At 66.5% G+C, this 15,708-nt stretch carries 8 protein-coding genes; all 8 read right to left on the bottom strand.

The genetic code is table 11. From position 1 onward, the window contains the following. Nucleotides 1–2 precede the first annotated feature (2 nt). Nucleotides 3–1,547: an acyl-CoA carboxylase subunit beta gene (locus ABZ827_RS25430; RefSeq protein ID WP_357241405.1), complete on the bottom strand. Its 1,545-nt coding sequence runs from the start codon at nucleotides 1,545–1,547 to the stop codon at nucleotides 3–5. Further along, nucleotides 1,544–6,838 carry a polyketide synthase Pks13 gene (gene pks13, locus ABZ827_RS25435; RefSeq protein ID WP_357241408.1) on the bottom strand — a complete coding sequence of 1,765 codons (5,295 nt, stop codon included), beginning with the start codon at nucleotides 6,836–6,838 and terminating at the stop codon, nucleotides 1,544–1,546. The genes ABZ827_RS25430 and pks13 overlap by 4 nt, the downstream gene beginning before the upstream one ends. A gap of 172 nt (nucleotides 6,839–7,010) precedes the next feature. Beyond that, on the bottom strand, nucleotides 7,011–8,921 hold the full coding sequence (gene fadD32 / locus ABZ827_RS25440; RefSeq protein WP_357241411.1) for a long-chain-fatty-acid--AMP ligase FadD32: 1,911 nt from the start codon (nucleotides 8,919–8,921) through the stop codon (nucleotides 7,011–7,013). 187 nt (nucleotides 8,922–9,108) lie between these two features. Further along, nucleotides 9,109–10,128, bottom strand: coding sequence for an LLM class F420-dependent oxidoreductase (locus ABZ827_RS25445; RefSeq protein WP_357241414.1), 1,020 nt, complete (start codon nucleotides 10,126–10,128; stop codon nucleotides 9,109–9,111). Between the two features lie 256 nt (nucleotides 10,129–10,384). Further along, nucleotides 10,385–11,329 (bottom strand): cutinase family protein, encoded by a 945-nt coding sequence (locus tag ABZ827_RS25450; RefSeq protein WP_357241453.1) that lies wholly within the window; start codon nucleotides 11,327–11,329, stop codon nucleotides 10,385–10,387. 57 nt (nucleotides 11,330–11,386) lie between these two features. After that, nucleotides 11,387–11,905, bottom strand: a complete 519-nt coding sequence (locus ABZ827_RS25455; RefSeq protein WP_357241417.1) for a DUF732 domain-containing protein — start codon at nucleotides 11,903–11,905, stop codon at nucleotides 11,387–11,389. 206 nt (nucleotides 11,906–12,111) lie between these two features. Next, entirely contained in the window at nucleotides 12,112–13,965 is a 1,854-nt protein-coding gene (locus ABZ827_RS25460) for an alpha/beta hydrolase-fold protein (RefSeq protein WP_357241420.1), read from the bottom strand. Between the two features lie 246 nt (nucleotides 13,966–14,211). Next, nucleotides 14,212–15,234, bottom strand: a complete 1,023-nt coding sequence (locus tag ABZ827_RS25465; RefSeq protein WP_357241423.1) for an alpha/beta hydrolase family protein — start codon at nucleotides 15,232–15,234, stop codon at nucleotides 14,212–14,214. Between the last annotated feature and the right edge of the window lie 474 nt (nucleotides 15,235–15,708).

Here is a 15,708-nt window from a genome sequence, read left to right on the forward strand (position 1 = left end):
GCCTACAGCGGCAGCAGATGGTGTTTACGCGGGTTGCGGATCACCGTCTTGTCCCGCAGCAGCCGCAGCGCGCGGCGCAGCTCCAGCCGGGTATGCGACGGCTCGATCACCGCGTCGATGAATCCGCGTTCGGCCGCCACCCACGGGGTTGCCACAGTCGCGTTGTAGAAGTCGACCAGCTGCTGGCGGACGGCTTCTTTCTGATCCTCCGGCGCGGCGGCGATCTGCGCGGCACCGATCAGGCTCACCGCGCTCTCCGCGCCCATCACCGCGATACGGGCGGTCGGCCAGGCCAGGTTCACATCGGCACCGCACTGTTTGGAGCCCATCACGGCGTAGCCGCCGCCATAGGCCTTACGCACCACCACGGTCACCTTCGGCACCGTGGCCTCGACGAAGGCGAACAAGAACCGGCCGCCACGTTTGATGACGCCGATCTTCTCCTGTTCCACACCGGGCATGAATCCGGGAGTATCGACCACGAGTACCAGCGGAATCTCGTAGGCATCGCAGAGCCGGATGAAATGTGACGCCTTGTCCGAGGCGCGGGCGTCGAGAGCACCCGCGTACACCATCGGCTGATTGGCCACCACACCCACGCTGTGACCGTCCACCCGGGCGAAACCGGTGATGATGTTCTTCCCGGCTTCGGCACCGTATTCGTGGAATCCGCCGTCGTCGAATATCCGCAGCAGGACATCGTGCATGTCGTAGCCGGCATTGTCGGAGTCCGGGACGAGGGAATCCAGCTCCCGGTCGGAATCGGTGATCTCCGGTTCCAGCCCGGGATTGATCACCGGCGGGAGTTCCTGGCAGCTGGTCGGCATATACGACAGGTACTCACGCACCCAGGCGAAGGCCGCGGTCTCGTCCTTGGCGATGTGGTGGATATTGCCGTACTGGGCCTGCGCGTGCGCACCACCGAGTTCTTCGAGGCTCACGTCTTCGCCGGTGACCTCGCGGATCACCTTGGGCCCGGTGACGAACATATGCGCGGATTCGACGGCCACCACGACATCGGTGTTGATCGGCGAGTACACAGCGCCACCGGCGCAGTTGCCGAGCATCAGCGATATCGTCGGCACCATCCCCGACAGCGGTTCCTGCCGGGTGCTCAGCTCGGCGTACCAGGCCAGCGAGGACACCGCCTCCTGCACCCGGGCACCACCGGAATCGTTGATCCCGATCATCGGGCAGCCGACCTTGGCCGCGTACTCCATGATCGCGGCGACCTTACGGCCGAACATCTCGCCCACCGAACCGCCGTACACGGTCTGATCGTGGGAGAACACCGCTACCGGGCGACCGTCGACCAGACCGTGCCCGGTCACCACACCGTCCCCGTACAGCGAGGACTCGTCACCGGGGCGGCGCACCAGCGCGCCGATCTCCGTGAAGGTCCCCGGGTCGAGCAGCATATTGATCCGGTCACGAGCGCTGGGAATGCCCTTGCGCGCCCGTTTCGCCACGCCGGCTTCGCCCGCCGGTTCCTGTGCGAGCTCCAGTCGCTTCCGCAGGTCGGCGAGTTTTTCGGCGGTAGTGCTCACTTGCTCCCTTTCACGCCCGATAAATCGATCTGGGCGAGTTTAGCGGTGAGGTCTTCGCCGATCTTTCCGATCCTGGGTTCATCGATGATCTGCAGGTGATCGCCGGGGATGCGGATAACTTCCAGGTTCGGCAGGTACTCGTCCCAGCCGCCGTTGGGGCGACGGTCCGCGTAACGCGGCTCGAGCTCGATCGCACCGTCGTGGTAGCGGTCGGCCAGATAGAGAACCACATCGCCGTCGTAGTTCGCGGGCTGAACCTGCTGGAGTGCGCGGTTCTCGATCCACGAAGTCTTCTGATGCTCGAGTACCCCGCCCGGGATCTTCGCACCGGTCATCTTGATCAGATCGCTGATCATCTTGAACTGTTCCTCATCAGAGGAGTCCGCCAGCTCGCGCAGCTGGTCGTCGTCGAGCTCACCGTCGATGTTGAAGGTTTTCCTGGCGAAGACCTGGTAGCGCTGGATCCGCCGAAAACGCTCCTCGGGACTGTTGTCCTCCAGCTCCACGGGGATGGCGAGATCGATCAGACCCACGAGCCGCACATCGGCGCCTTCGGCACGAAGGATATGGGCGACGGCCATAGCCAGGACAGCGCCCAGCGACCAGCCGTAGAGGACATACGGGCCGTCGCTCTGCAGTTTGCGCAGTTCCGGAACGTACTCGCGGGCACGCTCCTCGATCGACCCCTCGGCCCTTTCGAGACCGTACATCGGAGTATCCGCGGGAAGCTTTTTCAGCAGCGGTTCGTAGACCAGCGTGTTCCCGCCCGCCGGATGGAACACGAAAACCGGCACCGCATCGGACCCCTCCGCGCGCGCCCGCAGCGGACGAACGTACCCATCGACATCGGCCCCGCTGTCCTGCAGAGTGCGCACGATTTCGGCCAGCTGCTCGATGGTTTCGCAATCGAGCACATCATCGACGGTGATCTCGGCGCCCACCCGGTCGGTGAGCCGGGCCGCAAGTTTTTCGGCCGAATCCTCGTCGAGGATCGGCAGGGTGTTGAAGATCCCGCCGGCGGATTCACCGGTGACCATGGCCCAGGACGCGTAGGTGAGCCGCTCGGCCGCGTCACGTGGCGGAACGTTCTCCTCATCCGCCGCGGCGGTCGCACCACCGAACACCGCGGGCCCCGCGGCCGGTTCCGCTCCGGCTCCGATCGGATCCTGGGCAGTCGGTGCGGTGGCCCCGGCACCCGCTTCCGCAGTGGCCGTAGCGGATTCGGTTGCGGACGGACCGCGTCCGGCTTCACCGGTGAGCGTGCCGGACTCCGATTCCGTTGCGGTACTTCCGGTCTGCGCGGCCGCGGACCCCTGGTTCAGGGCGGCGACCGGATCCTCGCCCGACTCCATGGCCGCCTTCGCCGCGGCGACGAAATTATCGTCCACGTTCAGCGCACCGGATTCCCCGGCGGCCTGCTTCTCGGCCATTTCCCGCACCTCGTCGCGATGTTCGATCGCGTAGTGCAGCACCTTGCCGACCTCGTGCAGGCTGGCATCGCGCACCGCCGAAACCTGCAGCTGCGGTATATCGAATTCGTATTCGACCCGGTTCTTGATCCGCATCGCCATCAGCGAATCCAGCCCGAGTTCCATGAGCGGGATCTCCATCGGCAGATCCTCGACCGCGTAACCCATCGATTCGGCGACGATCAGCGCCAGCCGCTCCTCGACGGTCTGGCCGCTGTCCGGGCTCCACCGCTCCCCGAAGCCCGCGGTGTCCACCGCGTCGAGAACCTCGGGTTCCGGGGTCACCGCCGGGGCGGCCGCGGCCGGTTCGGTCGGAACGGGCAGCGCGGCACCGGAGGTGATCACCGCGTCGAACAGCAGCCGGAACTGCGCGCCTTCCCGCGCGTGCACCTGTACGGAGGCACCGCCCGGATGCGGGGTGAGAGTTGTGGTCAGCGTTCCGGTCGCGGGCAACGGTGCGTGGGCGACACTCGCGCCCAGATTCACCTCGGCCAGTACCTGCGCCGCCGCCGATTGCACCAGGGCGGGCAGACCGTCCACGGCGGAGGCCTGCACCTCCCATACGTGCCGCCCGTCCGGCAGAGCGACGGAAGCACCCGGCACCCGGGAGCTGCCGCCGGTCGAGAACGCACTCACCTTGGGCCAGTAGTGCTTGCGCACGAAAGCGGTACGCGGAATATCGGCGTACGGTCCGGCCGGCAGCAGCGAACTGAGGTCCACCGTGTGTCCGTGCACGTAGAGCTGGGCCAGGGCCGCAACGACCGCGGCCGACTCGTCTTCTTTGCGCTTGAGAGTGGGGATCAGCTGTGCGTCGTGCACACCGGCGGCGAAAGTGGTGCCCAGTACCTGCATGAGCGCCACCGAATTCGGGGCCAGTTCGAGGAACGTCGTGATCCCGGCGTCGACCGCGCGGCGCACCGCGTTGGTGAAGTACACGCTCTCGCGCATATTCCGCACCCAGTAGGTTTCGGTGTGCACCGGGTCGTGACCGGGCGCGTAGTACTGCTCCTTGTCGACCGTGGAGTACAGCCCGACCTTGGGTTTCGTCGGTTCGATCCCGGCCAGTTCGGCGGCGAGTTCGCCGAGCAGCGGATCCATCTGGGACGTATGCCCGGCGCCCTTGGTCTGCAGGATCCGGCAGAATTTCCCGGCTTCCTCGACCCGCGCGACGATCGCCGCGACCTGATCCACCGGACCACCGATCACCGTATTGGTCGGCGCGGCGTACACGGCCACCTCGACATCGGGGAATTCCGGCAGCATGGCGGCGATATCGTCGGCGCTCAATTCCACCAGCGCCATATTCCGGACATCGGCGTCGGTGAGCATCTGCTCGCCCTCGCGCATCAGCCGGGAGCGTGCGCAGATCACCCGGACCGCGTCCTCCAGCGGCAGCCCGCCGCTGATATACGCGCCGGCCACCTCGCCCTGGGAGTGCCCGACCACCGCGGTGGGTTCGGCCCCGTGCGCCCTCAGTACCGCGGCGAGCCCGAGCTGAATGGTGAAGGTCCCGACCTGGGACGTGCCGATATCCCAGTCCTGGGCGTCGTCCAGCATCAGCTCACGCACCGAGTAACCGGCCTCGTCCTCGACGAGTTCGTCGACTTCGTCGACGGTGCGCCGGAAGATCGCGTTCTCGTGATAGAGCTGTTTGCCCATCTTCCGGTGCTGGGCACCGAATCCGGCCATCACCCACATCGGCCCCTGCGCGGCGGGGGCGTCGGCGGTGAAAACACCCTGCCCCGGCTTGCCAGCGGCGATCGCCCGCAGACCGGCGACAGCTTCGGCGTGATCCTTGGCCAGTACGACACCGCGTGACCGCCAGTGACTGCGCTTGGCCAGGGCACGAGCGACATCATCGAGCGGAGTCCGCTGTCCCGCTTCGCTTTCCAGCCAATCGGCCAGGTCCGCGGCGGCGCGGCGGCGGCGGGAGGGCAGATAAGCGGAAACGGCGAGGATCACCGGCAGCGGTTCGTCCCGCTCGGCCGACCATTCCGGTTCGGGGGCGGCATCCGCGGTCACGGACTCGGCTTCGGCGACCACATCGGTGCTCTCCACCTCGAGCGAACCGGTGTCCGCCTCGTCGTCGGCCTGCTCCGGGGTCGCGGAGGTGGGTGGCACGTATTCCTGCACGACCACATGCGCGTTGGTTCCACCGAACCCGAAACCGGAGATACCGACGGTCGCGGTCCCGCTGTAGCGCGGGAACGGGGTCGCTTCGTCGACGACCTTCAGTCGCGCCTGCTCGAACGGGATATACGGGTTCGGCCCGGCGTAGTTGATATTGGCCGGCAGCACATCGTTCTGGAACGCCAGGATGACTTTGGCCAGGCTCGCCGCGCCCGCACCCGATTCCAGATGCCCGAAATTGGATTTCACCGAACCCAGCAGAGCGGGAGCGTCGGCGGCACGACCTGCACCGACGACCTGACCCAGCGCCTGTGCCTCGATCGGATCACCGATCAGGGTGCCGGTGCCGTGCGCCTCGATGTAGTCGACAGTGGAGGGCACGATCCCGGCGTCGCGGTAGGCGCGGCGCAGCACATCGGCCTGGGCATCGGGGTTGGGAGCGAGGAGTCCGTTGGACCGGCCGTCGCTGTTGACCGCCGAACCCTTGACCACCGCGAGAATATTGTCACCGTCGCGTTCGGCGTCGGCGAGCCGTTTGAGCACCACCAGCCCGGCTCCCTCGGAACGCACCATCCCGTCCGCGTCCGAGGAGAACGCCTTGATGTGGCCGTCCTTGGCAACCGCGCCGTTCTTGTCGAATCCGAGCGTGGTCATCGGGATCAGCAGCATGTTCACGCCACCGGCCAACGCCACGTCGGTGTCGCCCGCGCGCAGCGCCTGCACGGCCTGGTGCACGGCGACCAGGGTCGACGAACAGGCAGTGTCCACCGCGACGGACGGACCCCGGAAATCGTAGAAATAGGAGACCCGGTTCGCGATGATGCTGCTGGCGCTGCCCATGATCTTGTAGGCCTCGGCCGATGCCGGAACATTCGGATCGGTTTCGCCCAGGCCCATCGCGGCGATCAGCTGGAAATCACTGGTCGACGTACCGATGTACACACCGACCGATTCGCCGCGCAGATCACTTGCCGGAATATGCGCGTGCTCCAGGGCCTCCCAGGTCAGCTCCATCATGAGCCGCTGCTGCGGGTCGATCCGTTCGACCTCGATCGGCGACATGGCGAAGAATTCGGCGTCGAAATCGGTGACGACGTTCTGGTCCAGGTAGCCACCCCGGGTATTGCCCTCGGCTACGGCTTGCGCCAGCTGCGGCTCACCGAGGAACTCCGCCCAACGACCTTCGGGGAGCTCGCGGATGGCGTCGCCGCCGTTGATGAGGAATTCCCAGGTCGATTCCGGGGTGTCACCCGCGCCGGGCAGCCGGGTCGACAGACCCACGATGGCGATATCGTGCGCCTCGCCCGGGGCGTATCCGGCGGTATAGAACTGGTCGTCGGACGTCTCGAGAATGGCCTCCGGAGGCCCGTAGACAATTACCTCGGCCAGCGAGGCGATAGTCGGATGCTGGTAAACGACGGTGGGGTTCAGCAGGATCCCGGTGAGATCCTCGATCTCACCGCCGAGCGCCAGGGCATCGCGAGAAGCGAGCCCGAACTCCTCCATCGGCCGGTCGACGGTGATCTGCTCGACCGGCTGGCCGGTTGCCTCGGCGACCCAGCGCTGCAGCCAGTCCCGTAGTTCGGCGACCGACATCTCGGTGTTCGCGGCGCCCTCCCCCGCGGCACCACCCTCCCGCGCGGCAGGAAGGTTCTCGGTCGGTTCCGGCGACGTGCCCTCGTTATCAGCCATCAGTCCTCAAGCTACCTGTCTGTACGCGGTGCCGGGCAACAGCCTGCATCGCAGGGATGGGTGGCCGGCAACCAGGTATCGCCCGCGCCTGGGTGGCCACGCTGCGTACCTCCTCCGGCACCTCGCTCAGCCGCCTATTTTCCCGGACGCCGCACCGAAGCCGCGACCGGGTTCATTCCTCAGGTGCATCGGGGAACGCCTGCTGCGTATAACCGCCGCGCAGCGTGCCCTCGACATAAGCGGACTTGCACGCGCGGCGCGCGATCTTTCCGCTGGACGTACGCGGAATCGAACCCGCGGGCACCAGGAGCAGATCGCGGACCGTCACACCGTGCCGCTGCGAGATCGCCGCCCGTACCGCGTCCGCGATCGGCAACGGATCGGCCTTACCGGCGCCCGGGCCCCGCTCGGCGACGACGACCAGCTGTTCGGAGGCGTCGTCGGCATCGAATTTCAGGCCCGAATGGCTGCCCTGGACGAACACCTCGGCCGGCAGCTGATTGGCCGGAACCGAGAACGCCGCGACGAACCCGGGCCGCAGCGCGGTGCTGGCTTCCTGGGCGGAGAATTCGAGGTCCTGCGGGTAGTGATTGCGGCCGTCGACGATCACCAGGTCCTTCACCCGGCCGGTGATGTAGAGCTCGCCGTCGTAATACACGCCGTAATCGCCGGTGCGCATCCAGTTCGCGTCGGCGGCCGCACCCTCGGCATGGCTGCCGTCGGCGAGCCGCTCGACGATCTTGTTCTGGAAGGTCGCCCGGGTCTCGTCGTCCCGGCCCCAGTACCCGATGCCCATATTGTTGCCGTGCAACCAGATCTCGCCCACGTGGCCGTCGGGCTGTTCACGCGGGGCGTCGTCGATCGACTCCGGATCGACGATCGCGGCCCATTGCGAGCGAGCGACATAACCGCAGCTCACCTGGGCAATCGCATTATCGGCACCCGGTTCGACCTTGACCATCCGGCCGGCATTGAGCTCGTTGCGGTCGACGTAGGTGACCTTGGCCTCGTCCTCGGATTTGGTCGCCGATACGAACAGCGTCGCCTCGGCCATGCCGTAGCACGGTTTGATGGCGGTCTTCGGCAGCCCGTACGGGGCGAAAGCCTCGTTGAACTTCTTCATCGACGAGGTGGTCACCGGTTCGCTGCCGTTGATCAGGCCGATCACATTGGACAGGTCCAGCGATTCGCCGTTCTTCGGCAGACCGCGCACGGCGGCATGCTCGAACGCGAAGTTCGGGGCCGCGGCGAAGGTCCCCGCCCCGTCGGAGGCGGCGGCCAGCTCCTTGATCCAGCGGTACGGCCGCCGGACGAACGAGGCCGGCGACATGATGGTGATGAACTTGCCGCCCACGGCGGGCAGGATCACCGTCAGCAGGCCCATATCGTGGAACAGCGGCAGCCAGGTGACGCCGCGCGAGTTCCAGTCCAGGTTGATGGCGTCGACCATCTGCAGCAGGTTCGTGCCGACACCGCGATGGGTGATCTCCACACCGGCGGGGGTCCGGGTGGAACCCGAGGTGTACTGCAGGTAGGCGATATCGTCCACCGCGATATCCGGGCGCACCCAGCTCTCCCCGACACTGTCGGGAATGGCGTCCACGGCGATGATGCGCGGCCGCTGCGCGGCGGGCAGCGCGCGGAAGAACTGGCGCACCCCGGCCGCCGACGAACTGGCGGTGAGGATGGCCGACGGTTTGCAGTCGCCGAGCACCGCGTGCAGCCGGTCGGTATGACCGGGCTCTTCGGGGTCGAACAGCGGCACCGCGATCGCGCCCGCGTAGATGGCGGCGAAGAAGGAGATCACATAGTCGAGCCCCTGCGGTGCGAGCACCGCCACGCGATCACCCGGTTGGGTGACCTGCTGGAGTCGACCGGCCACCGCGCGCAGCCGGACACCGAATTGTTGCCACGTCAGCTCGTGTGCCTCGCCGTCGCGCTCGCGCGAGTAGTCGATGTAGCGGTACGCCAAGGTGTTCGCGTCGTTGCGGGTGTGCTTCTCGACGTGGTCGACCAGGGTGCGATCATCGGGAATTGTGATGTTCCCGTTCTCGTCCAGGTAGTCGTCGAAAGTCTCGTCCATTCCTTCTCCTCCGAGGCGCACGCGGCAACGGCACGATAACCGTTATTTACTGTGTGGGCCCCGACTCGCTTTCGCCGCGGTGCTCTCCATCCGAGAACGTTTTTCCGCGGGTTGGGGTGCGGTCTGCGCGGTGACCGCTATCGGCTAGATGTTCTCAAACCAGAGACATGTTACAGAGATGAGCCTCTCACTCCTCTCGGAGCAAGGGAATCACCGGTGCGAACGCATCCATCTGGGTGGGATAGATCCCGATATAGGACATTCCCGTGAGTTGACGCACCCGCCGCATCTGCTCGGCGATTTCCTCGAACGTACCGATGGCCACATACGGGGAATTCAAGATCTGCTCGACAGTGAGCTGGACATCGACCTCGAGGTCGGGAAGCTGACCGCGATCCAGCGCGGCAAGCGCCATTTCCGCCATCTTCTCCCGGTCGTCGGTGACGACGATCGCGGTAACCGCCCAGTTCAGCTCGATCTGGGAGAACCGCTCCCCGGCGGCTTCCTTGATCAGATTCACCTTCTCGATCGTCTTCTCGAGAGTGATGCTGGACAGCAGGCCCTTACCGTTCGGCGTGGTGACCGGCACAACCGAGATGATGTCGGCGTGCTTCGCGGCCAGTTTCAGCATCCGCGGCCCGCCGCCGCCGGTACACAGGGGTGGACGCGGGCCCTGCCGCGGGCGTGGGGTCCCCTTGACACCGTGCACCTGGTAGTACTTGCCCTCGAAGGTGCATTCCTGCCCGCGCAACAGCACATCGAGAATGGTCAGCGTCTCGTCGAGTTTGGCCAGCCGGATCCCCGGGCGGTCGTAGTCCAACCCGGCGGCGGCGAATTCGTCGGCCTTCCAGCCGGCCCCGATGCCCACTTCGAGCCGGCCCTTGGACAGCACGTCGATGGTGGCCAGATCCTTGGCCAGCACCACCGGATGCCGAAACCCGTTGGCCAGCACCGAGGTCCCGAGCCGGATCTTATCGGTGGCCTGGGACAGCGCGCCGAGAGCGGCGATCGGACCGATCTGATCACCGAGATGATCCGGCACCACGAAGGTGTCGTAGCCGTACTCCTCGGCCTGCTGCGCCGTCTGGATGAACTTGCGGGCGCCGCCTTCCTGCTTGTTCCCTTCGCCCGCGGCCGCGAATCGGAACTTTCGCAGCGGAGTGCCCAGCGCGCTCAACTCATCCACCGATGCGGCGGCTTCTGTCATGAACTCATGCTCCTGGATATCGGAAGTCCCTGCGTATCCCGGCCGGCGCAGGGTCGGGATACGCGATCACCAGCGCACTTTACAGCGTGCCGCGGGTGAGGGAGCACGCTGCGTGCGGTGAATTGTCACAACACGCCGCCGGTGCCCGGCCACAGCACCGAGGTGCGGCGCCACCAGGTACGACGGCGCCGCGCACACGCCACCCGGCCGGTCACCGGTGTCTGGGCCGGTACCGGACCGCGAGCGGCGAGTCCCGTCACGAATGCGGCGGAACCGGCGCGCTGTCGACCAGCCCGACCGCCCAGTTCGCGGCCCACTGAGTGGCCGTCGTGCCATCGGAATCCACCACGAACCCGTTGTAGAGACTGTGTACCGGATTACCGACGGCCTGTACGAGCGTGCCCAGACTGCCGAAGATGTTCGAGGGACTCAGGGCCTGACGCGGTGCGTCGCAGATCAGGTCGCCGGGCGCGCAGATGGTGTACACCCGGTCGGCGATCTCGCCGAAACCTTCTTCGCGAGGCCCCGTCATCGTGATCCCGGGCACGTTCACACCGGCCAGCGCGACCTCGGCACCGATCCCCGGCGGCGGCGACCCCACCTGGATCGGCTGTCCCGGCCCCGGCTCACCGGACCGGCGGCCGTCGGCGATCAGAGACACCCCGAGCACGCGGTCCGCGGGCACCGGGCCGTTGCCCTTACCGATCTGCTCCGCGATATCCCCCGCGATCACCGCACCCTGCGAGAACCCGGCCAGCACATACGTAGTGAGCGGGCACTCTTTGTGACGCTCGGTCAGGAAATCGAACGTACGCCGCATACCCTCGCTACGCGAGACGTTGTAAGAGGCCTGACCGTCCGGCGGGAATGCCACCGGATTCGAGAACTGGGCCACATACGGGACGGTGTACACGTCCACCCGCTCGTCCGGGAACTGCTCGCGCACCGGATTGCTGATGTTCAGCATGAGCGAAGCCGGATTGGCCGTCGGGTTGTAGGGGTCGTCGTCACTGCTCGACTCCCAGGTACCGGGCACCGACACCATCTGCACATCCGGGCAACTCGCCGGCTGGCTGGTCGGCTCCTCCGGGCCCGGTCCCGGACCGGGCGGCGTCGGTGGCTCCCGCAGACACCCGGCCAGCAGATACCAGAGCAGCACCACGATGACGAGCCCGGCGACCCCCAGCGCCAGCAGCGTCAGACAGCCCGCCGGCCGCGACCGACGGGATCCACTACGTCCCCTACTCACCGGCAGCCACTAGCAGTAGTGCGCTTTCGCGGTATCGATATAGATGCGGCCCGCCTGCTCGACCGGCATCTTCGCGGGATCGAACGTCGCGTCCGATCCGGCCATCGCGGTCACCCAGGTGAACAGTTCCGGATCGCTGATACCTTGAGCCACGCCGCGGCATACGTAGGAACCGATACTCAACGCGATATCCGGGCTGGACGGGGTCACACCCTGTTTCGCCAGTTCGTCGATATAGGCCTGATCCTTGGGATCGAGCTCCGCGGCCTCGGTTTCCTGCGGCGGCACGGGCGCGGGCCGCTCGGCCTCGGCGGGCGCCTCCTCCTCGGCGCTCTCCTCGGGCGCGGGAGCAGTGGTCTGCTCCCCGGGCGCCGGAGCAGGCGCCGAACTCGCGGACGGTGCGGCGGCCGGGGTCGACAGCGTGGGGGTGCTGGTCGCGGTCGATTCCTCGTCACCGCAGCCGGCGAGCAGTCCGGCAGCCGCAGCGACCGCCACCACACCGAGCATCGTGCCTCGGGTCCGATACATACATTCCATCCTGTGTTCCGGCGCGCGGTTGCGCGCGGGTCCACGGCCACCCACCTGGGAGCCGCCGAACCATTTGGTTTGACCGTCGGGTTGCGTCCAGGCCCGGCAGGTTCCCCGCGGGCCGCGATCACCGAGGGTAATACCAGAACCCCGGGTTGCGCTGCGCGGTGTTGTCCGGGGCACCGGGGTGTGGGCGAAAACGCCTCTCAGTGGACCTCGGCACGGTTGTCTCGGACAGTGACGAACCCGTGCTGAAAATTCTGTTGTGATCCGCCGGGGATGGCGAATTCATCACTGATCGGAAAGCCCAGGCGGCCGTTCTCGAATCCCGCGTCACGCCAGGCGTCCATGATCGGGCCGTTGCGTACCGCCCAGGCACCCGACAGCGGACTCCAGTAGATATTGCCGCCTTCGAACCTGCTGAACCGGCCGAAATCCTTCAGCGGGAGTTCGGGGGCGGCCGGGAATCCCAGCCAGCTGTTCTCGAAGCCGAGTTCGGAGTATTTGCCCAGGATCAGGCCCTCGACTCGGTGTGCGCCCGTGGCCGGGCTGAAATAGAACGGGCCACCTTCGAAGGATTGCACCGCGCCGTCGCGGTTCGGTGTTTTCACCTCCGGCCCTACCGGATACCTCGCCGGGCCGCCTTCGAATCCCTGGCCGCCCCATTCCGCCAGGATCGCGCCGCGCACCATTTGCGCGCCGGTCTCCGGAGTCCAGTACAGCGCCCCCTGCTGGAACTGCTGGAAGCGACCTCGGCCGTCCGGCAGGGGCGTTTCGTCGCCGACCGGCAGTCCGAGACCGCTCTGCGGGCCGCCCGCCGCCTGATATCCGCCGCCGATGCGGCCGGCCACCGCATGCGCTCCGCCCTCCGGGGTGTGGAAAACGCGGCCGTGCCGGAAATCCTGGGCGACGCCGCCGGGTACCCGGTATTCGCCGGTGAGACAGTCCCCGAGCCAGCCGTTGCCCGCGGCGACCGCGCCGATATCTCCGCCGGTCGCACAGTTGAGTTTCCCCGCGGCCACGCCGAGCGCGCTCGCTGCCTGCGGCCAGGACTGGCGCATTTCGAAATCCCAGTAGGGCCAGGTGTGCGTACCCGCGGACCGATAGTTGACGGTGGCGGGTATGCGCAGTTCGTCCAGCTTCGCGATGAAATTCTGGGAGGTGATCAGGGACAGCGTCTCCAGACCTGTCCCGAACATATTCGTGCTGACACCCGGTATCTCGGAACCTTCGTCGTGTTTACCGGAGGCGCCGGTTCCGCTGGAAATATAGAGGGATTTACCTTTCAGGCGATCGGCCAGAGACACCGGATCGTGTTCCTCCCACTGCGGGCTACCCGGTGGACCCCACATCGCGGCGGCGTCGAAACCGCCGGCGTCGGCCATTGCGAGCTTGATCGCCTGCGGCATACCGGTACTGGTGGTGGTGAGGAAACCGGAGTAGGAGGCTGCGTACTTCGCGAAGTCGGTGTTGCGGGCGGCCAGGAACATCGCGGCGGTGCCGCCCATCGACAGTCCGGCGATACCGCGGGTCGTCGTGGCCCGCCATTGGCTTTCCAGAAGCGGCGGAAGTTCCTTGGTGAGGAAGGTCTCCCATTTGTAGTTCTTGCCGTTGTTGGGTTCCAGCCAGTCCGAATAGAAGCTGGCCTGCCCGCCGACCGGCAGTACCGCGGTGACGTTCTTGTCGGCGAGGAAATCGACGGCGCCGGTTTCCTTGATCCAGCCGCTGTCGTCGTCGGTGGCGCGGAGGCCGTCGAGCATGTACAGCACCGGGAATTTCGCGTTCGGCTGGGTGTTCCAGTCACGCGCCAGTAGCAATCGGACCTGTATCGGGGCGCCCATGGCGGGCGAATTCACCCATACCTCGACGTGGCGATCGGAATGCCAGACGACATTGCGGATCGTCGCGGGTGCGGCGGCCGCGGTCGGCTGAGCGGGCGCCGGGGCCTGGGCGGCGGCGAACGGCAGCACCAACGCGGCCGCGAACACGGCGAGACTGCGCCGGGTGCGTCTGCCGGACCGGCCGGTTGTCCCCCTTCGTGCGCGATTCTTCCCTGCCACACACTGTTTGTACCGCCGCCGGGGCCCATTACCCGGTAGACGCGCTGACAGCAAATCAGTTGATCACCGTGGCAAGCCGGGAACAGCAACGGCGCCACCTGCTTCGATACGAAGCAGGTGGCGCCGTTGTGCGTTGGCTATCGGTTCAGCGGCAACCGATCAGCATGAGCGAGTCAGGCCCGGAGGCGGCAGCGAAGCGTAACCACGCAGGGCCCTCGCTCATGCTCGATGGATACAGCGTGTCGATCACCAGCCGTTGGTGGAATCCAGGAACATCTTGCGCGAGGCGAAGAGCTGGCCTTCCCAGTACTTCCAGGAGTGGGTACCCACACTCGGGAAGTCGAAGTAGGCGTCGACTCCCAGCGAACGCAGCCGCGCCTGGAAGGCCCGGGTGTTCACCAGCGACAGGGCTTCCAGTCCCATGGCGGTACTGGTGTTGAACGCCCCGATGGCGGAGTTCGGGTGATCGTGCGGGCCGGGCAGACCACTGGCGGCCGAAATGTACATCGGCAGGCCACGCAGCTGGGGCGCGAACACGAACGGATCCATCCGCAGCCACTGCGGGCTCCACGGGGCGGCCATCGAGTCGGCGTTGAAGCGGCCGGCGTCCAGCATGGCGATCCGCATCGCTTCCCGCATACCCGGCGCGGAGATGTTCAGGTAGCCGGAGTAGGCGGCAGCCGACTTGAACTGGTCGCGGTGGTACGCGGCCAGCGACAGCGCGGCGCTGCCACCCATGGACAGGCCCGCGACCGCGTTGTTGGTACGCGAGACGCCGTGGCCTTCGAGGAAGGCGGGAAGTTCCTGGGTGAGGAAGGTCTCCCACTTGTAGGTGAACTTCTGGCCGTTGGTGTTGCTGGGGGCATACCAGTCGGCGTAGAAGCTCGACTGCCCGCCGACCGGCATGATCAGCGAGATGTTGTCGTTCGCGAACTGCTCGGTCGCGTTGGTCTCGAACGACCAGGCGTTGCGATCCTCGCGAGCGCGCAGACCGTCGAGGAGGTAGAGCCCGGCGTTACCGCCGCGCGCCGCCCACTGCACCTGAACCTTGATCGGGCCCATACTGGACGGAACCATCAGTTCCTCCAGGCCGGCGCGATGCACCGGGGTCGCGGGTGAGGCCAGCGCGGTGGTCGGAGCCGCGATACCCGCAGCGACCGGTAGCGCGAATGCCGCCGCACCGATAGCCAGAATCCGGTTACGCCAACCGCGAGGTGCCCGTGACCGCCCAATACTTCTCTTCGGGCCGGCTGCCCTGCCGAAACGCATGAATTCTGCTCTCTTTCTGCTGTTGTGGTGTTGTTCGCCACCGCTGCGCGGACAACACCCCGTTTTCTTCGGCGGCGCCGGCGTCCGGTCCCGACCAACCAATGGCCAGCGCTACAACGATCTGGTCACAGATGTGCTCGATGGACCTTATTCGACCTCATCCGGCCCAAGCAAGGCCGTGCTGATCGGATGGCCGAAATCCGCCGCGAGAACGCTGTGATCGTCCCGTGACGATACCTTGCCGACGCGTTGATGTCTCGGCGGGCCGGGATATTCGTCCGTTATCGAAATCGGGCCTCGACCGGGGGATGTGTAACGGAATACGAACGGCGGACGAATGCCTATCGACAGCAGTGTGCCCGCCCCGGACGGCGTCCGGGGCGGGGCCCCAGGGGTGGGGGGGGGGGGGGGGCGGCGGCGCCCCCCCCCCCCCCGCGGTTAAAAAAATATCGGGGAAAAAAACAAAAAAAAAGG

Source organism: Nocardia sp. NPDC019395, assembly GCF_040632335.1.
Classification (GTDB): domain Bacteria; phylum Actinomycetota; class Actinomycetes; order Mycobacteriales; family Mycobacteriaceae; genus Nocardia.